General features: G+C 74.2%; 22 protein-coding genes and 1 pseudogene. 12 read left to right on the forward strand and 11 right to left on the reverse strand.

Annotation, left to right across the window (positions count from 1 at the left end):
* Nucleotides 1–8: 8 nt before the first annotated feature.
* A pseudogene (locus ACWCP2_RS13435) lies at nt 9–245 on the forward strand (LuxR C-terminal-related transcriptional regulator); the annotation flags it as partial.
* Nucleotides 246–664: 419 nt separating this feature from the next.
* Here ACWCP2_RS13435 and ACWCP2_RS13440 read toward each other — a convergent pair.
* Nucleotides 665–1,786 (reverse strand): alpha/beta hydrolase, encoded by a 1,122-nt coding sequence (locus ACWCP2_RS13440; protein WP_450908708.1) that lies wholly within the window; start codon nt 1,784–1,786, stop codon nt 665–667.
* Nucleotides 1,787–1,918: 132 nt separating this feature from the next.
* A complete protein-coding gene (locus tag ACWCP2_RS13445) occupies nt 1,919–2,629 on the reverse strand; it encodes a TetR/AcrR family transcriptional regulator (RefSeq protein WP_450908709.1) in 711 nt (236 codons plus the stop codon).
* Nucleotides 2,630–2,735: 106 nt separating this feature from the next.
* Between ACWCP2_RS13445 and ACWCP2_RS13450 the strand changes: the two genes are divergently transcribed.
* Nucleotides 2,736–3,050 carry a putative quinol monooxygenase gene (locus ACWCP2_RS13450; RefSeq protein ID WP_450908710.1) on the forward strand — a complete coding sequence of 105 codons (315 nt, stop codon included), beginning with the start codon at nt 2,736–2,738 and terminating at the stop codon, nt 3,048–3,050.
* 147 nt (nt 3,051–3,197) lie between these two features.
* On the opposite strand, the gene ACWCP2_RS13455 is transcribed toward ACWCP2_RS13450, so the two are convergent.
* Nucleotides 3,198–4,550: a chloride channel protein gene (locus tag ACWCP2_RS13455; RefSeq protein WP_450908711.1), complete on the reverse strand. Its 1,353-nt coding sequence runs from the start codon at nt 4,548–4,550 to the stop codon at nt 3,198–3,200.
* Nucleotides 4,551–4,798: 248 nt separating this feature from the next.
* Here ACWCP2_RS13455 and ACWCP2_RS13460 point away from each other — a divergent pair, with 248 nt between their 5' ends.
* The 3 genes from ACWCP2_RS13460 to ACWCP2_RS13470 all read left to right on the forward strand — a co-directional run bounded on the left by ACWCP2_RS13460 (nt 4,799) and on the right by ACWCP2_RS13470 (nt 9,611).
* The gene (locus tag ACWCP2_RS13460) at nt 4,799–7,999 is read left to right on the forward strand and encodes a TIM-barrel domain-containing protein (RefSeq protein ID WP_450908712.1); all 3,201 of its coding nucleotides are present in this window, start codon (nt 4,799–4,801) and stop codon (nt 7,997–7,999) included.
* Nucleotides 8,000–8,159: 160 nt separating this feature from the next.
* Entirely contained in the window at nt 8,160–9,101 is a 942-nt protein-coding gene (locus ACWCP2_RS13465; RefSeq protein ID WP_450908713.1) for an aminoglycoside phosphotransferase family protein, read from the forward strand.
* Between the two features lie 108 nt (nt 9,102–9,209).
* On the forward strand, nt 9,210–9,611 hold the full coding sequence (locus ACWCP2_RS13470) for a YunG family protein (RefSeq protein ID WP_450908714.1): 402 nt from the start codon (nt 9,210–9,212) through the stop codon (nt 9,609–9,611).
* Here the strand turns inward: ACWCP2_RS13470 and ACWCP2_RS13475 are convergent.
* The gene (locus tag ACWCP2_RS13475) at nt 9,608–10,057 is read right to left on the reverse strand and encodes a DUF6463 family protein (protein ID WP_450908715.1); all 450 of its coding nucleotides are present in this window, start codon (nt 10,055–10,057) and stop codon (nt 9,608–9,610) included. The two genes, ACWCP2_RS13470 and ACWCP2_RS13475, sit on opposite strands and share 4 nt — an antisense overlap.
* A 19-nt stretch (nt 10,058–10,076) precedes the next feature.
* Here ACWCP2_RS13475 and ACWCP2_RS13480 point away from each other — a divergent pair, with 19 nt between their 5' ends.
* Entirely contained in the window at nt 10,077–10,664 is a 588-nt protein-coding gene (locus tag ACWCP2_RS13480) for a TetR/AcrR family transcriptional regulator (RefSeq protein ID WP_450908716.1), read from the forward strand.
* Between the two features lie 191 nt (nt 10,665–10,855).
* On the forward strand, nt 10,856–11,770 hold the full coding sequence (locus ACWCP2_RS13485; protein WP_450908717.1) for a LysR family transcriptional regulator: 915 nt from the start codon (nt 10,856–10,858) through the stop codon (nt 11,768–11,770).
* On the opposite strand, the gene ACWCP2_RS13490 is transcribed toward ACWCP2_RS13485, so the two are convergent.
* Both ACWCP2_RS13490 and ACWCP2_RS13495 read right to left on the reverse strand, forming a co-directional pair.
* Complete coding sequence (locus tag ACWCP2_RS13490; protein ID WP_450908812.1) at nt 11,750–13,126, reverse strand: MFS transporter; 1,377 nt, start codon at nt 13,124–13,126, stop codon at nt 11,750–11,752. The two genes, ACWCP2_RS13485 and ACWCP2_RS13490, sit on opposite strands and share 21 nt — an antisense overlap.
* 38 nt (nt 13,127–13,164) lie before the next feature.
* Nucleotides 13,165–13,776, reverse strand: coding sequence for a TetR/AcrR family transcriptional regulator (locus tag ACWCP2_RS13495; RefSeq protein ID WP_450908718.1), 612 nt, complete (start codon nt 13,774–13,776; stop codon nt 13,165–13,167).
* Nucleotides 13,777–13,889: 113 nt separating this feature from the next.
* Between ACWCP2_RS13495 and ACWCP2_RS13500 the strand changes: the two genes are divergently transcribed.
* Nucleotides 13,890–14,153 carry a DUF6158 family protein gene (locus ACWCP2_RS13500; RefSeq protein WP_450908719.1) on the forward strand — a complete coding sequence of 88 codons (264 nt, stop codon included), beginning with the start codon at nt 13,890–13,892 and terminating at the stop codon, nt 14,151–14,153.
* An 8-nt stretch (nt 14,154–14,161) separates the two neighbouring features.
* Here ACWCP2_RS13500 and ACWCP2_RS13505 read toward each other — a convergent pair whose 3' ends face one another.
* Nucleotides 14,162–14,566 (reverse strand): hypothetical protein, encoded by a 405-nt coding sequence (locus ACWCP2_RS13505; protein WP_450908720.1) that lies wholly within the window; start codon nt 14,564–14,566, stop codon nt 14,162–14,164.
* A 97-nt stretch (nt 14,567–14,663) separates the two neighbouring features.
* Here ACWCP2_RS13505 and ACWCP2_RS13510 point away from each other — a divergent pair, with 97 nt between their 5' ends.
* Together ACWCP2_RS13510 and ACWCP2_RS13515 are read left to right on the forward strand one after the other, a co-directional pair.
* Nucleotides 14,664–15,224: a TetR/AcrR family transcriptional regulator gene (locus tag ACWCP2_RS13510; protein WP_450908721.1), complete on the forward strand. Its 561-nt coding sequence runs from the start codon at nt 14,664–14,666 to the stop codon at nt 15,222–15,224.
* A gap of 104 nt (nt 15,225–15,328) precedes the next feature.
* A complete protein-coding gene (locus tag ACWCP2_RS13515) occupies nt 15,329–16,852 on the forward strand; it encodes an MFS transporter (protein ID WP_450908722.1) in 1,524 nt (507 codons plus the stop codon).
* Nucleotides 16,853–16,901: 49 nt separating this feature from the next.
* On the opposite strand, the gene ACWCP2_RS13520 is transcribed toward ACWCP2_RS13515, so the two are convergent.
* From ACWCP2_RS13520 to ACWCP2_RS13530, 3 genes are read right to left on the reverse strand one after another with little or no spacing between them, the layout of a single operon-like run.
* Nucleotides 16,902–18,047, reverse strand: coding sequence for a serine hydrolase domain-containing protein (locus ACWCP2_RS13520; RefSeq protein WP_450908723.1), 1,146 nt, complete (start codon nt 18,045–18,047; stop codon nt 16,902–16,904).
* Nucleotides 18,044–20,116, reverse strand: a complete 2,073-nt coding sequence (locus ACWCP2_RS13525; protein WP_450908724.1) for a carboxylesterase/lipase family protein — start codon at nt 20,114–20,116, stop codon at nt 18,044–18,046. Before ACWCP2_RS13525 ends, ACWCP2_RS13520 begins: the two co-directional genes overlap by 4 nt.
* Nucleotides 20,116–20,628 (reverse strand): mycothiol transferase, encoded by a 513-nt coding sequence (locus ACWCP2_RS13530; protein ID WP_450908725.1) that lies wholly within the window; start codon nt 20,626–20,628, stop codon nt 20,116–20,118. Before ACWCP2_RS13530 ends, ACWCP2_RS13525 begins: the two co-directional genes overlap by 1 nt.
* Before the next feature lie 184 nt (nt 20,629–20,812).
* Between ACWCP2_RS13530 and ACWCP2_RS13535 the strand changes: the two genes are divergently transcribed.
* Together ACWCP2_RS13535 and ACWCP2_RS13540 are read left to right on the forward strand one after the other, a co-directional pair.
* Nucleotides 20,813–21,901, forward strand: coding sequence for a hypothetical protein (locus tag ACWCP2_RS13535; protein ID WP_450908726.1), 1,089 nt, complete (start codon nt 20,813–20,815; stop codon nt 21,899–21,901).
* A gap of 116 nt (nt 21,902–22,017) precedes the next feature.
* Nucleotides 22,018–23,052: a PHP domain-containing protein gene (locus ACWCP2_RS13540; protein WP_450908727.1), complete on the forward strand. Its 1,035-nt coding sequence runs from the start codon at nt 22,018–22,020 to the stop codon at nt 23,050–23,052.
* 75 nt (nt 23,053–23,127) lie between these two features.
* Here ACWCP2_RS13540 and ACWCP2_RS13545 read toward each other — a convergent pair whose 3' ends face one another.
* A complete protein-coding gene (locus ACWCP2_RS13545) occupies nt 23,128–23,880 on the reverse strand; it encodes a VOC family protein (protein WP_450908813.1) in 753 nt (250 codons plus the stop codon).
* Between the last annotated feature and the right edge of the window lie 141 nt (nt 23,881–24,021).

Here is a 24,021-nt window from a genome sequence, read left to right on the forward strand (position 1 = left end):
GTCCGTCCGTGGTCGCCGCCCTGCGCGCCGGAGCCTGCGGGTTCCTGCCCGAGGACGTCTCCCCGGAGGAGCTGACCGCCGCGATCCGCAACGCCGAGATCGCCGCAGACCTGGACATCAGCATCTCCACGGTCAAGAACCACATCACCGGCATCTTCGGCAAGCTGGGCGTCCGCGACCGGGCCCAGGCGGTCATCGCGGCCTACGAATCGGGTGTCGTGGACGTCGCCGCGGACCCGCGCTGAGCGCCAACTTCCCGGAGAGGGAAGGGAGAAGCCCCGGACGCACACCTCTGACCTGCCGGAACATCGCCGGAACACTGGAGGATTCACCCGTGCGTCAGAGGGCACGTCCATGGCATTGTGCGAGCAGTCCAACCGCACGACCAGGGAGTCTCCATTAGCGATCAGCACTCCACGCAGCTCGCGGCCGCCCCCGGGCAGCGGGCGGAGCCGAGGCGGCTGAACCCGGCGGGCCCGGAGGGCCGGCCGGGTCCGCAGAGCCGCCCGGGTCCGCTGCCGTGCTGCCCGGTGTGCGAGGAAGCACCCGAGCGCATCTCCTGGCGCCAGCGCCCGGGACAGCCGGTGGTTCTGGTCTTCGACCCCTGCGGGCACCGGTACGGCTCCCCGGCGGCGCCTGTCCTGGCCGTGAGCCCCCCCGCCCGTCACGGGCTGGGGACGGGCCCTCGCATGAGCTTGCTGACCCACTGGATGAGCCCGCCGTCGTACATGCCGGGCACGTAGGTGTAGGCGTCGTGGCCGCCGCCCTGGTCGATGTGGAACATCGTCTTCACGGGCCCCTTGCCGTAGTCCTTGATGAACTTCTCGATCGGCGGCCGGTTCTGGACGTCACTGCCCTTGGTGCCGACCTGGAAGGCGAGGTCCACCTCGGGTCCGCCCCGGGCGATGAGCTTCTGCGCGAGCTCGGGCGGACTGTTCTGCGCCTTTTCCGCGGGGTGGCCGTTCCACAGCCGGGAGTCGGGCACGATGTCGGGCCCGCCGGCGATCACGGCACGGAACAGGTCGGGCTTCTGCAGCACCGCTTTGAGCCCGGCGAACCCGCCGGAGGAGCTGCCCATGAAGGCCCAGCCGTCGCGGGACCCGATCGTACGGAACGTCGCGCGGACCAGGTCGGGGACGTCCTCGGTGAGCCAGGTGCCCATCTTCGGCTGGCCGGGGATGTCGCTGCCGTCCCAGTAGAGCCCGTCCTTGTCCGATGCGGGGTTGAGCACGGGCATGGCGAGGATGAAGGGGAGGCTGGCGCCCGCCTTGGACCACTTGGAGATGTCCGCCTCCAGTTTGAGGTTGCTCCCGCTCCAGTAGTTCGCGTTGAAGCCGGGCCCCCCGGGCAGCGCGATCATCACGGGGAAACCGCTGTGCGCGTACTTCGGGTCGTGGTACTGCGGCGGCAGCCAGAGCCAGACCTTGCCGGTGAAATGGGACTTCTTCCCGGCGAGGGTGGTCACCATCACCTTGCTGCCGTCCTCCGGGATGGTGCCGGACACCCTCAGCTCCGGCGCGGGTCCCGTGGGCATCCGGGTCAGCGGGTCGCCCGGCGCACCGCCGGCCTGCCCCTGGGCCCCGGTGGTGGGCCCGTCGAGGTGCACGACGTCACCGGTGTCGTCGAACGGGTCGAGGTGGATCAGTACGCCGGCGGCCAGCCCGCACACGAACACCAGCGGGACGACCACCCCGGCCCACCGGCGCCACCGCGGCGGCCGGTCGCCGGCCCGCCCCTGGACCCGGCCGTGTCCGTGCTGCGCCTCCCGGCGTGTGCGGTGCTTCATCGTGCGTGACTCCTGAGCCCTGTGCGGAGGCGGCCGGTCCGGCTGCCGGCCTGTGAGACCGCGCGAGGGAAGGAATGGTTCGTCACCAAAGATTACGAAAAAGGCAAAGGGCTGGTCACGCCCGTGATCCGGTCACGCCCGTGATCCGGTCACGCCCGTGGTGATGAGATCGACGCCGGCGAGGAACTGCGCGCGGTCGTCGTGGTCGAGTCCCTGGGCGGCGAGCGCCCGGATGAAGGGATGGTCCTCGGGGCTGAGCTGTTCCCACGACCGCGCCACGGTGTCAAGGTAGTCGCTCCGGTCGGCGTCCGGACCCAGGCCGCGGGCGCGCATCCGGTTCGCGGCGTTCTGACCGGCGGCGCCGAGGATGTAGTGCACCAGGGCGGACGTCGCGGTGAACCAGCTGCTCGCGGGCGCGTCCAGCGCCTGCACCTGGCGCCCGATGGCCTCGAAGATCCGCAGCGCCACCGGCCCGGAGGGGTGGTGGGCGAGCTGGGTGGCGAGCTGGGCGGCGAGCCACGGGTGCTCCTCGATCGCGTCGAAGAGGCCGAGGGCGACGGCGTGGAGGTCCCCCGGCGGTCCGTCCGCTCCGTCCGCCCCGCCGGTGAGGGCCACGGTGACGGCGTGCTCGGTGGCCGCGGCCAGCAGTTCGCCCTTGCCGGCCACGTGCCAGTAGATCGCTCCGGGGCCGGTGGCCAGGCGCTCGCTCAGGGCCCGGAAGGTCAGCCCGCTCTCGCCCGCCGTGTCCAGCAGGTCGACGGCGGCCTCGACGATCCGCTTACGGGAGAGGGGGTCGGTGCGCCGCTCGGGCTTCTTGCGCGTCGGTGGGGTCGGTGGTGTCACCCCGCCATTTTGACATGGATGGAACGCCGTTCCACACTGCTGATGGAACGTCGTTCCAGACCGATGGCCGTCCGTGGGCGGCCCACGTGAAACAGCAGGAGGAACCATGGCACTGCAGGACCAGCCCGCGTACCTGATCAGGATGCGGGCCAAGCCCGGACTCGGTGACAAGCTCTTCGAGCTGGCCACGGCCGGGATGGAGAAGTCGGGGTCCTCGGACCGCTTCATCATCGCCCGGGAGGACGCCGACCCCGACGTGCTGTGGAACATGGAGGTGTTCCGCAGCCGCGAGGCGAAGGACGCCTACGAGAACAGCCCGCTCGCCGACGAGCTGCGCGACGAGATCATCGGCCTGCTCGCCGAGCCGCCGGTACGGATCGAAGTCCATCCGTACTCCGCCCTGCCCGCCGGTCCGGCCTGAGCGGGCCGGGGTCGGGGCTGGGGCTGGGGTCGGGGGTGCCGTGCCGATCGGGCCGGGGTCGACCAGGCCGGGATCGATCGGTCCGGCATCGACCAGGCCGGCATCGACCAGGCCGGCATCGACCAGGCCCGGCCGGCGCCCGCGGGATCAGGCGTCGGCCGGGGCGGGCTGGAGGTGGGCCGGATCGGCGGGGCGTGCGCGGTCGATCAGGGTGGAGGCCAGCAGGGCCGTGACCGCCGAGATCACCAGCAGCGGCATCAGCGTGGGCGCCTCCTTGCCCAGCAGGGCGGCGGCCAGGACCACGCCGGTCACCGGGAGCCGGGTTCCGGCCACCCCGGCGGCGCAGATGCCGGCCGCCAGGGCGGGGGCCATGCCGAAGCCGGGAAGGCTGCCGAAGGCGATGCCGATCGAGGCCCCGATCATGATGGACGGGAAGATCGGGCCGCCGCGGAGGCTGCCCAGGGCGATGCTCCAGCCGATCAGCTTGAAGACCGAGAGGGCCACCAGCGCGCCCACCGCCCAGGAGGAGGGCGCGGCGGCGAGCTGGCCGACGGTGTTCTGCCCGGACAGCGCCACCTCCTCGGGGGAGCGGCCGGTGACCAGCGCGTAGCCGGTGATGCAGATGCCGACGGCCACCGCGCACAGGGCGATCCGCCGGGCGGAGGTGCCCGTCCAGGCGTGGACGCGCAGGCCGGCGGACTTGCCCAGGGCGATGAGGATCCCGATCAGGGCGGCCATGGGGATGCCCCACAGGAAGTCGCCCGCGTCGGGCAGACCGGCGGCGGGTTCCCGGGGGAGGGTCAGCGCGCCGATCCCGAGGCCGGTCCAGTGCCCGAACCCGGTGAAGACCAGGGCCCCGACCCCGCTGGCGACCAGGGCGGGCAGGATCAGTACGAACAGGCGCGGGCCCCCGGCCACGAGGGCGGCCCCCTCCAGCACCATCACCACGGGGATCAGCGGACTTCCGAAGATCGTGCTGATGGCGGCGGTGGATCCGGCCATCCCGAGCACCGTGGCCAGCTCGGGCTGGGTGGCGCGCTGGGCGGCGCGGATGCTGAGGAGGGCGAGGCCGCTGCCGATCGCCATCAGGGGTGCCTCGGGTCCGAGCATCACACCGAGGGGCAGGCAGACCAGTGCGGCCAGGATCACGCTCGGGGTCTCGCGGGGCATGGTCGCCGGGCCGCCGAAGCCGTGGGCGGGGACGTGCCCGCCGGCGCCGGCCATCCGCGTGATGATCGGCGCGGCCAGCAGTCCGGCGAGGGCGAGCGTGGGCAGACCCCACCACCACGGGGCGCGGTCGTAGCCGAGGAGGTCGGGCACGGTGTGCCACAGCCAGTGCTGGAGTGCGTGTTCGAGGCTGACGAAGCCGAAGGCGAACAGCGAGACCGGGATGCCGATGAGCGCCGAGAGCGCGAGCAGCCGCAGGGTCGCGGGTGCGAGGAGGAGCTGACGGAGCGATGCGGGCTGTTGCGGCTGTGCGGGCTGTTGAGCCTGTTCCATGGGTGCCGGGCCCTCCAGAAAATGTCCGTGGTTCGTCCCAGGCTCGCGGCGCGGGGCGGTCCGCGCAGGGCGGGTGGGCCGAACGGGTGAAGGCCCGACCGTGGACCCGGCCACGTGCTTCATGTTCAAAGATGCTCGGTGACCAGCCATTGCGAGCATCTTCCTTCAAAAGGGGCCTCCGGAGCGCTATGTTGCCCGGTGCATGCCAAAAGGTGTGTCCGTAGCCGGACCGCACGAGGAGCCGCCCCATGAGACTCATCAGCATCCGCAGGAGCCCACGGCGCCGACGCGCCCCGGCGGCCGCGCTGCTCGCCGCGGCCCTCGCCGTGACCGGTCTGGCCGCCGCCGGATCCCTCTCCTCCCCGGCCTCGGCGGCCGCCTCGGCGCCGGCCCCCGCCACGGCGGGCAACGCCACCGGCATCACCCAGTCCGGCAACACCTTCACCATCGCAACCGCCGGCGGGGCCAAGGCCCGGGTGGTCGTCGCCCGCGCCGACATCTTCCGGCTCTGGCTCTCGCCCGACGGCGCCTTCACCAACGACCCGGCCGGCACCGACCTCGCCCCCACCACCGACTTCGGCCCGGTGAGCGCCGCCTGGACCGACGCGGGCACCTACTACAAGATCACCACCGGTTCCCTGACCATCCGGGCCAACAAGACCCCGCTCCAGTTCTCCGTCTACCGCGCCGACAACTCCACCCTCGTCTGGCAGGAGACGCAGCCCACCTCCTGGACCAGCAGCCAGACCACCCAGTACCTGGCGCGCGCGGCGGACGAGCAGTTCTACGGAACGGGCCTGCGCCTGGGCGAATGGGCCCTGCGCGGCAAGACCGTACCGATCGCCGTCGACAACAAGTGGCGCGAGAACAACAACGCCAGCCCCGCGCCCTTCTACGTGTCCACCAACAACTACGGCGTGATGCGCAACACCTGGGCCCCCGGCTCCTACGGTTTCAACGCGCCCACCACCCTCACCCACGACGAAAAGCGCTTCGACGCCTGGTACTTCACCGGAACCTCCCTCAAAACCGTGCTGGACGCCTACACCGACGTCAGCGGCAAGCCCTTCCTGGCTCCGGTCTGGGGCTTCGAGCTCGGCAATGCCGACTGCTTCAACGCCTCCAACCCGGCCTACCAGGGCGACCACAACCGGCTCCGCCACCAGACCACCCCGGACGTCGTCGGCTACGCCACGGACGCCCGCGCCGCCGACATGCCCTCGGGCTGGTTCCTGCCCAACGACGGCTACGGCTGCGGCTACACCGCGCCCCTGAAGTCCACGGTCGACGCGCTGAAGGCCAAGGGCTTCCAGACCGGACTGTGGACCTCGACCGGACTCGGCAACATCAACGACGAGGTGGGCATCGCCGGTTCGCGGGGCGTGAAGACCGACGTCGCCTGGATCGGCGGCGGTTACAAGACGGCCTTCTCGGGCGTCCAGCAGGCCGTCGACGGCATAGAGAAGAACTCCGACGCCCGCCGCTACGTCTGGACCGTCGACGGCTGGGCCGGCACCCAGCGCAACGCCGTCGTCTGGACCGGTGACACCAACGGCACCTGGGACGACATGCGCTGGCACGTCCCCGCCGTCACCGGCGCCGGCCTCTCCGGGTTCAACTACGCCACCGGCGACGTCGACGGCATCTTCGCCGGCAGCCCCAAGACGTACGCCCGCGACCTCCAGTGGAAGGCATTCACCCCGGCCTTCATGACCATGTCCGGCTGGGGCGCGACCGGCCCGACCGCCGGCTACCAGGACAAGCAGCCCTGGCGACTCGCGGAGCCGTACCTCTCGATCAACCGCAAGTACCTCCAGCTGAAGATGCGGCTGATGCCGTACCTGTACACGATGAGCCGGACCGCGCACGAGACCGGCGTCCCGAGCACCCGCGCGATGGTCCTGGAGTACCCCGACGACCCGGTGGCGCGCGGCAACCTGACCAGCGGCCAGTTCATGGCCGGCGACTCCTTCCTCGTCGCACCCGTCGTCTCCGACACCTCCGTGCGCGACGGCATCTACCTCCCGGCCGGCACCTGGACGGACTACTGGACGGGCAAGACCTATGCCGGACCGGGCTGGCTCAACGGCTACCAGGCCCCGCTCGACACCCTGCCCCTGTTCGTCAAGGGCGGCGCCATCGTCCCGATGTGGCCGCAGATGAACTACACGGGGGAGAAGGCCGTCTCCACGCTCACCTACGACATCCACCCGCGCGGGGCCACCTCCTTCAGCCTGTACGAGGACGACGGCATCACCCGCGCCCACCAGACCGGCGCCTTCGCCCGCCAGCAGGTCGACGTCACCGCCCCGGCCTCCGGCTCCGGCACGGTCACCGTGTCCGTCTCCGCCCCGACCGGCAGCTACACCGGCAAACCGGCTTCGCGCGGCTACGAGTTCAGCCTCCACGTGGCCACCGCCCCCGGCACGGTCACCGTCGACGGCGCCGCCCTCACCCGGCTGAGCAGCAAGGCCGCCTACGACGCCGCGCCGACGGGCTGGTTCTTCGACGCGGCCGACCGCGGCGGCATCCTGTGGACCAAGACCGGTACGAAGTCGGCCGCGTTCAGCGTCTCGGCCACCGGCACCTCCGTCCCGGCCGCCGACCCCATCCCGGTCACCTCCAGCCCCGTCCCGCAGTCGGCTTGGAGCCTGGTCTCCGCCGACAGCCAGGAGACCAGCGGCGAGAACGGCGCCGCCGGCAACGCCTTCGACGGGAACACCGGGACCATCTGGCACACCGCCTGGTCCGGCTCCGCCCCCGCGCCGCTCCCGCACGAGATCCAGATCGACCTCGGCGCCCGCTACACGGCCGACGGCCTCGGCTACCTGCCCCGTCAGGACGGCGGGATCAACGGCAGGATCGGCGGCTACGAGGTCTACGTCTCGGACACCACCACCGACTGGGGATCCCCGGTCGCCACCGGCACCTTCGCCGACACGGCGGCCCTCAAGTCGGTCTCCCTGTCCGCCAAGGCGGGCCGCTACCTCCGCCTGAAGGCACTGACCGAGGCGGGCGGCCGTGGCCCCTGGTCCAGCGCCGCCGAGATCACCCTCACGGGCCGCCCGACCCCGCTGCCCGCGGCCTCCACCCTGGTCAACGGGGCCTCGGCCACCTGCATCGACCTCCCGGGCAGCGCCACCACCCCCGGCACCCAGCCCACCCTCTACAGCTGCCACGGCGGCCCCAACCAGCGCTGGACCCTCCAGGGCGACGGCCGGCTGACCGGCCTCGGCGGAGTCTGCCTGGACGCCGCCACCGCGAACGCCGTCACGGTCCAGACCTGCAACGGCAGTTCCGGGCAGAGCTGGCAGACCGGCCCGGACGGCAGCCTGCGCAACTCCGGCCAGTGCCTGACCCCGGCGGGCTCCGCCACGGCCAACGGCACCAAGCTCACCCGGATCGCGTGCGCGACGACCCCGGCCCAGCGCTGGACGTTCACGCCCTGACCCGGCCACCCCCGGGGTTCCCGGCCGGCCCGTGATCCCCGCCCGGCGAAGACCCTCCGACACCCCCCACCGAGCCCGGCCCGGCATCCAGCCGGGCCGGGCTCCGGCTCGGGCGGTTACGGTGGGGGCCGCGCAGCCCGGATCCTTCAGGAAGGTGCTCATGCCCGCCGCGAACCTGCCCGCCGCGAACGTGCCCGCCACGAAGATGCACGCCGACGAACCCGACATCGACGCCGCCCTCGTCCGCGCGCTGATCGCAGGTCAGTTCCCGCAGTGGGCAGAGCTGCCCGTCGAGCGGGTCGGCTCCGCCGGCACCTCCAACGCCATGTACCGGCTGGGCGCGGAGCTGGTCGTACGGCTGCCCCGTACGCCGGGCGCGGCCGGTGACGTGGCGATGGAGCACGTCTGGCTGCCGCGGCTGGCCCCGATCCTGCCGGCCGCCATCCCCGCGCCCCTCGGCATGGGGCGGCCCGCCGAGGGCTATCCCTGGTCCTGGTCCGTCTTCGGCTGGGTCCCCGGGGAGAACCCCGTGCCCGGCCGGATCGCGGAGCCGGAGCTCCTGGCCGAGGACCTGGCGGAGTTCGTCTCCGCGCTGCGCCGGGCCGATCCGGCGGACGCTCCGTCCTCCTACCGCAGCGAGACCCTGCGGAGCCGGGACGCCGAGACGCGTGGCGCGCTCGCGGAACTGGGCGCGAGCGCCGGCGCCGACGTGGACGTGGCGGCGGTGACCGCCCTGTGGGAGGAGGCCCTGCGGGCCGAGCCCTGGTCCGGTCCGCCGGTCTGGATCCACGCCGACCTGCAGCCGGGCAACCTGCTCCTCTCCGGCGGGAGGCTCGCCGCCGTCATCGACTTCGGCTGCGCCGGCCTCGGTGAACCGGCCGTCGACCTGATCGCCGCCTGGTACGTCCTCCCGGCCGCAGCCCGCCCCGCCTTCCGGGCCGCCCTCGCCGCCGACGGGGCGATGTGGACCCGCGCCCGCGGCTGGGCCCTGTCGATCGCCCTCATGGAGCTGAACTACTACCGGAAGACGCACCCCGCCATGGCGGCCATCGCCCGCCACGTCATCGGCGAACTCCTCGCGGACGGTCCGGCGCGGGACTGACGAGAACGCGACGGACGGCCGCCCGGACTGACGGGAACGCGCACGATCCGACCGTTCGGTCGGCCCGGGTCTGGATCGCTGTCGGTGCCGGTTGCGAGGATGGCCGGCATGACGCCTTTCCTTCTGACCGACATCGACCGTGCCGTACGCAGCAGTTGGAGCGCGATGACGTGCACGCCCGAGTACCGCGACCGGTGGACCAGGGAGAACCCGGCCCGCGACCAGTGCGGTGTGACCGCCCTCGTCCTCAACGACCTGCTGGGCGGCGAGCTGATCCGCGGCGAGGTCCTCGTCGGCGGCGAACGCGTCGACTACCACTGGTGGAACCGGCTCGGTCTCGGCATAGAGATCGACCTCACCCGCGAGCAGTTCGCACCGGAGGAGAAGATCACCGAGGGGGTCGTCGTCCCCCGCCCCCCGGACAGTGAACTGCGCCGCCTGCGCACGGAGTACGAGCTCCTGCGCGACGAGGTCATGGCCAAGCTCGCCCGCCCCGCCGTCACGGCCTAGGCGGCCCGGTCCGGGGAGCCCCGCCGCCCCCGGGACGCGAGGATCAGCAGCGCGGCCGGGACCAGGCCCAGCGGGAACCCCGACGGTCCCAGGATCCACGCGGCGAGCACCACCCAGCCGGCCAGGACCCATCCCACGTAGCGCGGGACGTCCTGGCCGGTGCGGGCCATCCGCGACAGCAGCAGGCCCAGCAGGATCAGCGGCACCGCGAAGCCGCCCGGCAGTGCCCAGAACAGGCGCACCGTCTCGGCGTGGGTGTCGGGGTCCGCGCCGCGCAGGTCGCCCGCCAGCCAGCCACCCCAGTGCGACCGGGACGCGAAGGCGAAGAGCGCGGTGTGGAGGCCGCCGATGGCCACCGCGCTGCGGCCCGCCCACAGGGTCAGGGTGCGGGTGCGGGTGCTGACGTCGGCCGATGGAATTTCGATACGTTCAGTTCCGATACTCATAGTTCCGTATGATGGGCCAATGCAGCCTCCGAAGCAACCCGCCGGCCGTCCGCGCGAGACCCGAGTGGATGCCGCGATCCGCGACGCGGTACGCGAGTTGGTGCCCCGCGTGGGATACGCCGGCCTGACCATGGACGCCATCGCCGCCACGGCGGGCATCGGCAAGGCGGCCATCTACCGCCGTCACACCTCACGCGGCGAGCTCGTCTTCTCCGTCCTCGTCCACGGGAGGACATCGAGGCCCCTGCCCGACACCGGAACGCTCACCGGCGACCTCACGGCGCTCGCGCACCTGATCCTCGGGATCTTCTCCGACCCGGTGACCGCCGCGGCCGCGCCCGGGCTGCTCGCGGACCTCCAGCAGCAGCCCGACATCGCCGCGCGGTTCCAGGACACCTTCATCGCGCAGGAGCGCGCACAGATCGCGGAGTTGCTGGAACGTGCCCACCAGCGGGGAGAGCTGCCCGCACCGGCGGATCCCGCATTGGTGCACGCCGCCGTGCTCGGCACCGCGTACGCCTGGTTGTTCCTGCTCGCCCAGCCGCCGGACCCCACCCTCGCGCCGCGCATCGCCGCGCTCGCCGAAGCCGCCGCCCGGGGCAACTGACGGGCGGCCCCACCCTCCCCGCCGGACAGCCCGGGCCCCGGCCCCGGCGGCAGCGGGTCGGCACCCGGTCACCACCTCGCGAGGGCGGGGACCGGGTTGCCGCCCTGGGCCGTGAACCGATCGTCGGGCAGCCGGACATCCAAGTCAATCCTCCGGATTTCTGCCAACCCCCCAGGGATACCTTGGGGGTTGTGACCCTCGATGATCTCCGCGTCTTCGTCGCCGTCTGCCGGGCCGGCAGCCTCAGCGCCGTCGCCCGCGACCTCGGCCGCACCCAGTCCGCCGTCAGCCAGCACGTCCGCCGCCTGGAGAAGGAGACCGGCGCCGCGCTCCTGGAACGGCACCCGCGCGGAGTCTCGCCCACCGGGGCCGGCCTGATCCTCCAGGCGGCCGCCGCCGACGGCATCGCCGGGCTCGACGGAGCCCTGCGCCGGCTCGACGCCCTCGTACGGGGCGACGGCGGCTCGGTCCGGGTCACCACCGGGGCCACCACCGTGCGCCACTTCATGGCCGAGGCGATCGTCGCCTTCCGGCGCGGCCATCCCCGCGTCAGCCTGGAGTTCCAGACCGAGAACTCCAGCCGGAGCTGCTTCGAAGCCCTCGCCGCCGAGGACCTCGACCTCGCGTGGATCACCATCGGCGCCGCCGTCCGGGGCATCGAGCAACGCCCCGTCATGCGGCTGCCCTGGGTCCTCGCGGTCGGCGCCGACGACCCGCTCGCCGCACGCTCCCGCCTCGAGCCGGCCGACCTCGGCGGCATCCGCCACATCCGGCTGCCGGAGAACTCCGCCTCCCGCGCCCACCTCGACGCCACCCTCGCCGAGGCCGGCATCCGGGTCAGCTCCGACACCAGCGCCGCCGACTGGGACACCGCCCTCCTCCTTGCCGAACTGGGCCTCGGCCACGCCGTCGTGCCGGCCCTGCCCGGCTGGCAGGTCCCCGGATCGGACGGGCCGCTGCGTCTGGTGCCGGTCCCCGCCCTGCCGCCGCTCGCCGTCGGCTGGGCCGTCCGGCGCTGGTCCGCCCTCGCCCCGCTCGCCCGCGCCTTCGCCGACGAGGTGGCCCGCAGCTGCGTGGCCCGCGCGTCAGCCCCCGGGCGGCCGTGACACCGGCGGCGGTGACGCCGGTCGTGACGCCGGCGGCGGTGACCCCGGCGGTCGTGAGGAGGGCAGTGGGGACGCGGGCGGTCGTGAGGAGGGCATGTGTGGTGGGGGCGGTTGTGGTGAGGGCGGTCGTGCCGAAGGCAGCCGGGAGGCCGGGAGCAGTCCGGCGGCGGCCAGCGCGGTCAGCGCCGTGACCGAAGCCCCGGTCCCCGCGGCCAGTGCGATGCCGAGCGCGGGCCCGACGTTCATCGCCGTCTGCTTGAGCCCGCCCACCACCCCGGCGTACCCGGCCGGGGCGTCCCCGACCGCCGTGCCGGTGGCCGTCACCATCACCGCGGCGAAGCCCGCGCCGAGCACCCCGAACCCCCAGCCCGGTCCCAGCCCCGTGATCCCGAGCGCCACCAGCACGGTCCCCGCCACCGCCGTTCCGCGGGCCCCGAACCGGCGCAGCAGGGCCCCCGCGACCGGTGCGCCGACGACCATGGCGGCCGTCATCGGCAGCACGCGCAGCCCGGTGGCCAGCGGATCGAGCCCCGCCCCGTCCTGGAGCGCGAAGCCGGCCCCGAACAGCGCCCCGAACAGGGCGGCGGAGACGAGGGCCAGCAGTGCGACGGACGCCGTCACCGGGACGGAGCGGGCCACCGGGCGCGGCACCAGGGGCTGGGCGGAGCGGCGCTCCGACCGGACGAGCAGGGCCGCCAGCGCGGCGGCCGCGGCGAAGCCGGCCAGGGTACGGGGCCCCGACCAGCCGTGTTCCGGTACGCCGGCCAGGGCGTGCACCAGCGCGGCGAGGGCCGCCGAGAGGAGCGCGGCGCCGCCCGGCCGTATCCGGCCGGGCTCGGTGGGCGGCGGCGCGGGGACCCGTACGAACAGGGCGGCCGCCGCGATCGCGAGGGCGGCGGGGACGTTCGCCACGAACACCGCGCGCCAGCCGAAGCGTTCGACCAGCATGCCCCCGAGGAGCGGCCCGGCCGCCGCGGCCAGCCCGATCGCCGCGGTCCGCACCGCGACCGGCCCGCCGAGCCGCCCGGGCGGGTAGGCGAGCCGCAGCAGGGCGAGCGTCGCCGGCTGGAGCAGCGCGCCGAACAGCCCCTGGGCCGCGCGCAGGGCGATCACCCAGCCGACTCCGGGCGCGAGCGCGATGCCCGCCGAGGCCGCCGCGAAGCCGAGTACGCCGGTGAACAGCAGCCGGGTGTGCCCGTACCGGTCGCCCAGCCGGCCGGCGAGGACCAGGAAGGCGGCCACGCTCAGCAGGTACGCGCCGCTGGTCCACTGCACCGAGGCCAGACTCGCGCCGAGGTCCCGCCGCATGCTGGGCTGCGCCATGAGCAGCACGGTCCCGTCGAGGGCGACGAGCATCGCGCCGGCCGCGCTGACGCCGAGCGCGAGCCGGGGCCTCACGGGCGCAGGTGGGCGTCGACGGCGGCGTCCACGACCCGGTCGAGGGAGCCCTCCGGGTCGCCGTCGAGGGCGAGCGGCAGACTGCCCCGGGACCAGAGCTGGGCCACGCCGTGCAGATTGGCCCACAGGGCCGCGGCGGTGATCCGGGGCTGGCCGCCCGTCCGGCACCGGGCGACCAGGGAGACGAGCAGCTCGAACATCGGCAGCGTGGAATCGCGGAGCCGGGCCCCCTGCGGGGCCCCCGGCGGCCCGTCCTGCCCGGAGCTGTCCAGCAGGTCGTGGCGGAACATCAGCTCGAACATGCCCGGGTGCTCCAGCGCGTAGCCGACGTACGCCCGCCCCAGCGCCCGCACCTGCCCGCGCGGGTCCTCCGCCCCCGGGCCCGCCATCGCGGCCGGGATGCGGGAACCGAGCTCCCCGAACCCGCGCCGGGCGATGGCGGACAGCAGCGCGTGATGCGTGGGGAAGTACCGCCGGGGCGCCCCGTGGGACACCCCGGCGCGGCGGGCGATCTCGCGCAGCCCGAGCGCGGCGGTCCCCTCGTTCGTCACGAGCTCCACGCCGACGTCGATCAGCCGCTCGCGCAGCCCGCTGTCCTGATGATCCATAGACACTGTCTACCACCAGAGAGTAGACAGTGTCTATCTCTCCCCCTCGGCGATGATGGGATGAGCGCGGCCGGGCGAGGGGCCCGGCCCGGCCGAGGGAGAGGGGACCTGCCATGGCGGAGCGCGAGGCCCGCGAGGCCGGGCCGTCGGCGGACGGGCTGGAAGAGGGCCGCCTGATGAAGGAGCTCGAAGCCATCCACCGCACGCGTCACGAGACCCTGCTGCACGGTTCGGACGACGCCCTGCTCACGCACACCCGCCGGATGGACGAACTGGAGCGCGAGTACGTACGCCGCCACCCGGAGCGCGCCCAGACCACGGGCCGCACCCGCTCGGGCGCCCGCGCCCGCACGCCGGGCACGGACGAGCAGGCCTGACCCGTCGTTCAGAGGCCGTACGGATGGAGGGAGACGGCCTCCCGCGGACATCGCAGCTGAACCCATCGGGCGACCGCCGGGCCGGGCAGCGGCACGGCCGCCTCGAGCAGGAGCAGGTCAGCGCCGAGTCGCAGAACGAACACGCCGTCCTCCTCGGCGTCCAGCCGTCCCCGCAAGGTGATGGCGCCCTGTGCGTCCTGGTGGATCCCGGGGCCGGACTCCGGCTCGGCGGGCCAGGTGTTCTCTCCCCAGGTGAGTTCCTCGTCGACCGTCCACTCGACCCGGTACCGGCCCGGCTCCGCCGACGGATCCCCGCACCAGACGGCGGAGACCTCGCCGAGCGGTGTCCGGACGTGTGCGACGGGCACCGGTGGCGATCCCTGCGGTCCGACCTCGATCAGTTCGATGAGCATTCTGCCGATCATGCCCGATGGGCACATACGGGAATCCGTGAATCAGACTTGCTTCATGTGAGACAAATTTGTATCGTTTGATACGAAGGAGGATCGCATGATGAACGACGAAGAGCTGCTGGACGGCGCCGCCCGTGTGCTCGCGGGCGACCACAGCGCCTCCATGGCGCACATCGCCGCAGGCATCGGCACCAGCCGTGCCACGCTCAGCCGCCGCTACGCCACCCGCGAGGCCCTCCTCAAGGCCGTCGCCGTCCGGGCCATCCACGTCGTCGACGGGTGCCTCGCGCCCGCCGACCTGCCCGAGACCGCCGACGGGGCGGAGTTCGACGCCGCGCTGGAGCTGCTCGTCACCGGGCTGCTGCCCGCGGCGCACCTGTACGGGTTCACCTCGCGCGATGCCACCGTGCTCGCCGACCCCGAGTTCCGGGCCGGGATCCAGCGCCAGGACCAGCGGGCCCTCGCCTTCCTGGCCCTCGGCCAGCGCCTCGGCCGGCTCCGCGTCGACCTGCCCGCGTACTGGATCTGGTACTCGCTGTGGGGACTGCTCGACGCCGCCGCCGAGGGCGTCCGCGACGGCCACCTCGCCCGCCGCGACATCGGCCGGCTCGTCCTCGGCTCCTTCCTCGGCGGAACCCGGCCGTCGCCGGCCGCCTGAGCCGGCAGTCCGCACCCCGCACCCCGCAGCGCGAAAGCCGCACCCCCGCACCGCGAACGCCGCGCCTCCGCGCAGACCGTGAAACAACCGTGAACGGAACCCAAATGCACACCCCCACGCAGGACCCGCGCCGCTGGATCGTGCTCACGATCCTCTCCGGCAGTCTCCTGCTCATCTCGATGGACACCACGATCCTCAACGTGGCCTTCCCCTCGCTCGTCGGCGACCTCCAGCCGGGCGCCGTACAGCAGCTGTGGATCATCGACGTCTACGCCCTCGCCCTCTCCGGGCTGCTGGTGACCGCCGGCGCCCTCGGCGACCGATGGGGCCGCAAGCGCCTGCTCATGGCGGGCTTCGGCATCTTCGCCCTCGCCTCGCTCATCGCCGTCCTCTCCACCGAGGCCTGGCACGTCATCGCGGCCCGCGCCCTCCTCGGTGTCGGCGGCGCCGCGATCATGCCCTCCACCCTGTCGATCCTGCGCAGCGTCTTCACCGACGCCAAGGAACGCGCCTTCGCCCTCGCCGTCTGGGCCGCCGTCTTCGGCGGCGGCATGGCCTTCGGCCCCGTCGTCGGCGGTCTGCTCGTCCAGGACTACGGCTGGCACTCCGCCTTCCTCCTCAACCTGCCCGTCACCGCGGTGATCGTCGCCGCCGGCCTGCGCTACCTCCCCGAATCCCGCTCCCCGCGCTCCGCCGGAAAGTGGGACTGGACCGGCGTCGGCCAGTCGATCGTCGGCATGCTCGCCCTCGCGGGCGGCATCAAGCAGCTCGGCAAGAGCGGTATCGCCGACCCGCTGCCCTGGGCCCTGCTGGCCCTCGCGGCCGTGTCGCTGACCCTGTTCGTCCGCCGCCAGCTGCGCGTGGACAACCCGCTGCTCCAGGTCCGGCTCTTCACCAAGCCCGCCTTCAGCGTGGCCGCCACCGCGATCTTCCTGCCCATGGTGGGCATGGGCGCGATCCTGTTCCTGGTCACCCAGTGGTTCCAGTACGGCCAGGGCTACACCCCGCTGGAGGCCGGCCTGCGCCTGCTGCCGGCCCCGCTCGCGCTGATCTGCGCCTCGATGGTCGCCCCGACGCTCATGCAGCGCTTCGCGATCCGCCACGTGCTCGGCAGCGGACTGGTGGTCCTCGCCGCGGGCATGGCCCTGCCCTGGACCCTCCAGCAGTTCACCGATCTCGGCTACCCCGCCTTCGCCGTCGCGCTGACCATCATGGGCCTGGGCGCGGGCATCGCCACCACCGTCGCCTCGGTGACCCTCATCTCCGCGGCCCCGGCCGACCAGGTCTCCAGCGCCGCCGCCATCGAGGAGACCTGCTACGAACTCGGCTCGGCCATGGGCGTCGCCATCCTCGGCTCCACCGCCGCGGCGCTCTACCGCGGCAACCTCCCGGCGCTGGACCTGGACCCCGCCCGGCTGGCCGCCGTACGGGACTCGGTGGGCGAGGCCGCCCACACCGCGCAGCAACTCGGCGGCGGCCTCGGCCGGACCCTGCTCGACGCCGCCTCGCAGGCCTACACCCTCGCGATCACCCCGGCGTTCCTGATGGCCGGAGTCCTCGCGATCGCCGCCGCGGCGACCACCTGGACGCTGATCCCGCGCGACCTGCGCCCGACCGAGAACCACTAGGGGGCGTGCGGCCGCTGCGGGCGCTGGGGTCGGTGTGGGCGTACGCGGCCTACGGGGCGGCCGCGTACGCCCACACCGCGCGCATCGTCTCCGGGCACGGCGACGGGCCGGACAGCTCCCGCTGCGTCAGCAGGACGGTGACGGCTCCCGTCGAGGGGACGATGTGGGCGGCGGTACCGGTGCCGCCGATCCAGCCGTAGCGCCCGGGCACGTTCCACGGGTCGGCCGGCGTGACGTCGACCGACCCGCCGAACCCCCAGCCCTGGCCCTCCAGGAACAGCGCGGCACCAGCCCGCTGGTCCGGAGTCAGCCAGTCGGTGGTCATCCGGCGCACCGAATCGGCCGAGAGCAGCGGACCGCCCCCGTCGAGCAGCATCCGGGCGAAGCGGTGGTAGTCGTCCACCGTGGAGACCAGCCCGCCCGCGCCGGAAGGAAAGGCGGGCACGGCGCTCCACTGCCCGTCGGGGGCGTCCACGAGGTCGAGACCCCCGTCCGCGCCCGCCCGGTACGCGTGCGTGAACCGCCCCGACTGCCCCGCCGGCACGGCGAAACCGGTGTCGGGCATGTCCAGCGGCTCGAAGATCCGCTCCGCCAGGAACTCCGGCAGCGAGCACCCCGCCACCCGGGCGACGAGCACGCCCAGCACGTCCGAGCAGGTGTTGTACAGCCAGGCCTCGCCCGGCTGGTACAGCATCGGGATCCGGCCCAGCGCGGCCATCCACTCGTCCGGCGCCGCGATGTCCTGCGGCCGCGGCGGGCCCTGCCGCAGTTCGCCGAAGAGCGGGGCCACCGCCGGGAGTGCGAAGTCGGCCGGGAAGCCCCAGCCCGCGCGGAAGGTCATCAGGTCGGCCACCGTCACCGCCCGCTTCGCCGGGACCACTTCGTCCACCGGGCTCGCGGGGGTCCGTACGACCACCGGCGCCGCGATCTCCGGCAGCCAGGGCGCCACCGCGTCGGTGAGCGCGAACCGGCCGTCCTCCACCAGCATCATGACCGCCGCCGCGGTGACCGGTTTGGTGAGGGAGGCGATCCGGAAGATCGAGTCGCGGACCATCGGGGCCCCGCCCTCCGTGTCCGCGCTGCCGACGGCGGCCACCTCGGGCTCCTTGCCGTCGCCGCGGTCCACCAGGGCCACCGCCCCCGGCAGGGTTCCGTCGTCCACGAACGGCTGGAGGATGTCGGTCAAACCGGTCACGAGTCCGCCCTTTCGAGAGCCTGTCCTACGGAGTCCCACAGCCCGCAGTGGTGGCGGGCCGCCGCGTCCACGGGGCGGATGCCGCCCGAGGACTCCGGCGCCAGGGACAGTACGGCGGGGGAGCGCGGCCACCGGGGCCCCGCTCCGGGAAGGCCGGGATCGCCGGTCGCCGCGAACCGGGTCCAGTAGCCGGTCATCCGCTCCGCGAGCACCCGCTGCGCGGCGCTCATCGGGAGCCCGGTGTCGAAGAGGTAGGGCAGCTCGGACCCGTGCGATGCCCCGTACGGGAAGCCCGGCACCGGCGGCAGCCCGGTGAAGTCCGGTGCGCCCCGGTCGTCGAAGACGTAGTCGTACGTCGGCACGTGCCGGGCCAGCGCCCGGCTGTCCCGCAGCTGCGGACACACGAAGGAGGCGTCCGTCAGCACGGCCGCGAAGGCCAGCGCGGGCGTCGGATGGGCCGTCACCGGATAGGCGGCCTCGACGAGTCCGGCCGCGCCCTCCCCGAACGCGGCGCGCAGCCGCGACCGGTAGGCCTGCGCGTCGGCGACCGGATGGGCCGCCAGGGTCTGCCCGAGGAAGATCCGCATCTCGTCGCGGGTCGAACCCTGAACCACCGGGACCCGGTGGAACTCACTTTGTTCCAGGGCCCGTCGGGGCTCGGTGGGGAGCAGTGGGGTGCCGTAGGACACCACGGAGAAGAGCGTCATGAGCTCGGGCGTCGCCAGGGCGCCGGGCGGCAGCCCGCGCAGGCACCGCAGCACCTCCGCGTCCGTGGGCCGCCCGCAGCCGAGCCGGACCGCCGCCGCGGCTCCCCGGGCCGCGGTCAGGGACTGCGCCACGAACGGCTCGTAGGCGGGCAGCGCGGGGAGCAGCGAGTGCGCCGGGATGCGGAGCGAGCAGGAGCCGCTCTGCACGATCGCCCGGTGGAACAGGCCGGCCGAGGCGGGGGAGGTGAGGTGCAGACAGACGCTCAGGGCGCCCGCGGACTCGCCGAACACGGTGACGTTGCCGGGATCCCCGCCGAAGCGGGCCGCGTTGGCCCGCACCCAGCGCAGGGCCGCCTGCTGGTCGGCGAGCGCGAAGCCGGGGGCTCCGTGGAGCGCGGGATGCCCGAAGAGGCCGAAGATCCCGAGCCGGTAGTTGACGGTGACGACCACGGCCCCGCCCGCCGAAGCCAGCCGGTCCGCCCGGTACAGCTCCCCGGCGCCGTTCATGAACCCGCCGCCGTGGAACCAGACCATCACGGGCCGGGACCGGGCCCCGGCCGTCCCGGCGCGCCGCGCGCCCCCTGCCGCCCCCGCCGGGTGGGCTCCAGGAGCGATCCCGGCGCTGGACAAGGGCCGGTTCCCGGTGATGCCGGTGGCGTCACCGGGAACCGTGACGTTGAGGAAGAGACAGTCCTCCGAACCGCTCGGCCCTCCTGGCCCCACCGCGGGCAGCTGCACGCACCGGGCCCCGGGCGCACCCGCGTCCCGCACGCCCGCCCAAGGCGCGGCGGGCTCCGGAAGCCGCCAGCGAAGCGCCCCGGTCGGCGGAGCGGCGTACGGGATCCCCTCGAAGGTGCGGACCCCGCCGCCCTCCCGCCCGCGCACCGCTCCCCGGTCGGTGACCACCACGGGCCGCCCGCCGACACCGTGCCCGGTCAGGCCGCCCCGGGCGCGGGGCGCGGCGAGAACGCCGAACCCGGGGACGGCCCCGAGCGCTGGGACGGCCCCGAGCCCCGGGAGACTCCCGGACCCGGCGGCGGCCGGGGCCCCGGCTCCGGACCCGGTCTTGGCTGCGAGCCCGGCCGTCGGGACGGCGTCGGCGGTCCCGGCGGGGGTGTGGGGCGCGGTGAGGGCTCCGAACCCGGGGATGGACCGGGACCCGGCAACGCCCCCGACCCGGAGCTCGGTTCCGGCCCCGGCCCGGGCCTCGGTTCCGGCCCCGGCCCGGGCCTCGGCTCCGGCCATGGTGACGGCCCCGGCCCCGGCTGCGGGACCGGTCGGCGGGGTCGTGGTGGTGGCTCCCGCGGTGGTGGCGGGGGTCAGGAGGAGCAGGGCCAGCAGGAGGGCGCCGTGGGGCGGCATCAGCGGCCCCTCGACAGCACGCCCCGGACGAAGGCCGCCTGACCCGCGTGCTGGAGGTCGTCGCCGATCACGCTGACCAGCCGCACCCCGAGGGTCACCGGCGGGTCCCACCGCTCGTCGACGACCCGGTCCAGATCGGCCGCGGACAGCCCCCGCAGGAACCGCTCCGTCTGCGCGTGGACGGCGTCGAAGTAGCCGAGCAGCAGCTCCCCGGACTCGACCCGGACGGCGCCGGCCTCGCGGGCGGTGTGCCCGTAGCCGGTCGACCCGCGGGGCAGCGCGAGCCCGAACCGCTCGTCCCAGCCCTGCTCGTGCCAGACCTGTTCCCGGCCGGCCGCATCCGCCACGTGGTCGTCCTGGACCCGGGTCAGGTGCCAGACGAGCCAGGTGATCGAATTCGCACCGGGATCGATCCGCGCGTCCAGCCGCCCGGGCTCCAGCCCCTCGACCGCCTCGTGCACCACGTCCCGGATCCGGCCGAACGCGTCGGCCAGTACCTCCGTACCCTTCATGCCCCCACCATGCCCACGACAGGCGCCGACGGAGCCCGCGGCACCGCGGGGGACCCCCGTTTGCCCGCCCCGAATGGCGCAGCGGGGCCGGGTGCCGCTGAATGTAACAAAGCGTGCGCTTCCCATGACGCACGATGACCGGCGTGCGATGTGTAGACCCGCGCGTCGGCGAACGGAGCTTTCCATGAATGACCCGATCACGCTCGCCGCGACGGAGTACGAAGAACCGCGCCGGCTCCCCGACACCACGCACGCCTGGCCGCCGCCGGCCCCCGGCCCGGACGACCGGGCCTACGGACCCGAGCCGGACCCCCGGACCGAATCCGGGACCACCCGGACCGAATCCGGGACGGAGTCCGGGACCGATTCCGGGACCCAGCCCGGAATCGCTCCCGGGGCAGGGGCCGGACCCGGCCCCGACCCCGGAGCCCGGCCCGGGGCCGCGTCCGCGCACACGATCCTGGAGACCGCCGCCACCGGCCGTCCCGTACGGGAGGTCACCGATCTGGTGAACCTCCTCAAGGACTCCGGACAGGTCCCCAACCCCGGACACGCGGCGCTGCGCGCGGCCGCCGTGTCCCGGCCCGTCCACGAGGTCCACGAGATGGTGGGCCTGCTGGGCGAGCCCCCGCACGAGCTGGTCGAGGCCGACATCACGCTGCGGGCCGCCGCCCTCGGCCGGCCCATCGAGGACGTGGCCCTGCTCGTCAGCATCCTCGGCACCGGGGAACAGCACCCGCAGCGCCGCCCCGAGCAGGCGGACCGGGTACGGACCCCCGTTCCCCCGCCCGCACAGCAGACCCAGGGCCAGCAGGCCCCGGCCCAGGGCCAGGTCCGCGCCCCGTCCCCGGCCCGGGGCCCGGCACGGCAGGGAACCGGCGCGCTGCGCCACATACTGCGCTGGCCGGTGGCGTTCGCCCTGCTCCTGTGCGGCGGGCTGCACGTCCCCGGCGATCTGGCGGGCCTCACCTCCGGCGACCCCGGCACCCTGCTCGCCCTGACCGTCACCCTGCTCTGCCTGACGGCCGGCGCCCTGCTCGCCGTACGGGACACGGCCGCTGCGTGGCGGGCCGGCGCGGTGGTCGCGCTCGGCGTGGCCGCGCTCCACGTGGTCGGCGGCGTCACCGGCTTCGACCCGCTCGGCGGGGCGGTCGGCGGCTCCCTGGAGTGGGCCGGCATCGCCGCGGTGCTGAGCGCGGCGGCCGGCGCCGTACTCGCCGGCCTGGCCCTGCAGTTCCGTCCGTCCGGGGCCGACCCGGCCGACGGAGCCTGACCCGGGCGGAGAGGGGGCCCGGGTCAGGCACCCGGGCCCCCTCTCCGCCGTTTCACCCCATGGCCCGTAAGCCGTAAGCCGTCGGCCGTGCGCCGCTGCGCGGAGGGAGACACGCGATGGACCCGGTGGCCGCGCTGGACCGGATCGCGTTCCTGCTGGAACGCGCCCAGGAGCCGACCTACCGGGTCCAGGCCTTCCGTACGGCGGCCGCCGCCATCGGCCGGATGGGAGAGGACGAGCTGGCCGACCGGGTCCGCGCGGGCACCCTCGAAGCGGTCAAGGGCATCGGCCCGAAAACCGCCCAGGTCGTCCGCGAGGCCCTCGCCGGAACCATCCCCGCCTACCTGCAGGGGCTGGAGGAGAAGGCGGCGGCCCACCCCGAGGGCCCGCCGCCCAGCCCCGAGGCCCTCGCCCTGCGCGCCGCCCTGCGCGGCGACTGCCACATGCACTCCGACTGGTCGGACGGAGGCAGCCCCATCGAGGCGATGGCCCGGGCCGCCGCCGCCCTCGGGCACGACTGGGCGGTGCTCACCGACCACTCGCCGCGCCTGACCGTCGCCCGGGGCCTGTCCCCGGACCGGCTCCGGGAACAGCTGCGCACGGTCGCCGAACTCAACGCCACCTGGGCCCCGTTCCGGCTGCTCACCGGCATCGAGTGCGACATCCTCGACGACGGCTCGCTGGACCAGGAGCCCGGACTCCTGGCCGAGGTGGATCTCGTCGTCGGCTCCGTCCACTCCAAGCTGCGGATGGACGCCGCCGCGATGACCCGGCGGATGGTCGCCGCCGTACGCAACCCCCACCTCGACGTCCTCGGCCACTGCACCGGCCGGCTGGTCACGGGCAAGACGCGGCCGGAGTCCGAGTTCGACGCCGAGGCCGTCTTCGCGGCCTGCGCCGAATCGGGAGCGGCCGTGGAAATCAACAGCCGGCCCGAACGGCTGGACCCGCCGCGCCGGCTGCTGCGGCTCGCCGTCGCCGCGGGCGCCCTCTTCGCGATCGACACCGACGCGCACGCCCCCGGACAGCTCGACTGGCAGACCGTCGGCTGCGAACGCGCCCTGGAATGCGGGGTGACGGCCGACCGGGTCGTCAACACCCGGTCCGCGGACGAACTCCTCAAGTGGACCCGGACCCGCCGACTGCCGTAGCCGCGCAGCCCAGACGGCGCCCGCAGTCCCCGTCCCCGTCCCCGTCCCCGTCCCCCTCCCCGTCTACGTCTACGTCTATGCGCCGCTCCCGCCGTCCGTCCGCGACGAGGTGAGGGTGAAGAGCGCCCCGTCCGGATCGCGCAGCGACACCCACCGTTCGGTCGCGCTCGACCCCGGCTCGGACACCGTGCGGCCGCCCAGCGCGACGGCCGCCTCCACCGCCGGCTCCAGCGCGGGCACCCGGAAGTGCACGTGCCAGCGCGGCCGGGTGTACGGGCTGTACGCACCCGGCTCCACGGGACCGCTGTCCAGGCGCGCCACCGGCTCCCCTTCCTGGCGCAGTACGACCCGGTCCTCCTCGTAGGAGACCTCGCAGCACCCGGCACGGCCGGTGGCCCACTCCAGTACCTCCCCGTAGAAGATCGCCGACTCGAAGGCGTCCCGGGTGCGCAGCTCCAGCCAGGCCGGCGCCTGTCCCGAACCGACCCGCCAGCCCGAGGAGACCTGGCCCTCCCAGATCCCGAACACCGCCCCGTCGCGGTCCGCCGCCAGCGCCCCGCGACCCCCCGACTCGAAGGAGACCGGGCCGACCGCGATCGTGCCGCTGCGTTCGCGGATCCGGTCCGCCGCCACGTCGGCGTCGTCGACCGCGAAGTACGGGGTCCAGGCCACGGCCACCGCGAGGTCCCCGGCCAGCGCCCCGATCCCGGCCACCGGCATCCCGTCCAGCTCGGCGACGCCGAAGGCCGCACCGAGCCGCGCGGTCCGGAACCGCCAGCCCGCGACCGCACCGTAGAACCGCTGCGCCGCGCCGAGGTCCCGGGCCATCAGGCTCACCCAGCACGGGGCCCCGAAGACGTCCCTCGTCGAAATCTCCACCGTTTTGCTCCGCCCTTCACCGGGGCGCGGTCAGCGCGCCGTCCCAGCACAAGCAGTAGCGCCCCGGCCGGGGGCCGGGCCCGCAGGCGC

The organism is Streptomyces sp. NPDC002104, assembly GCF_053593795.1.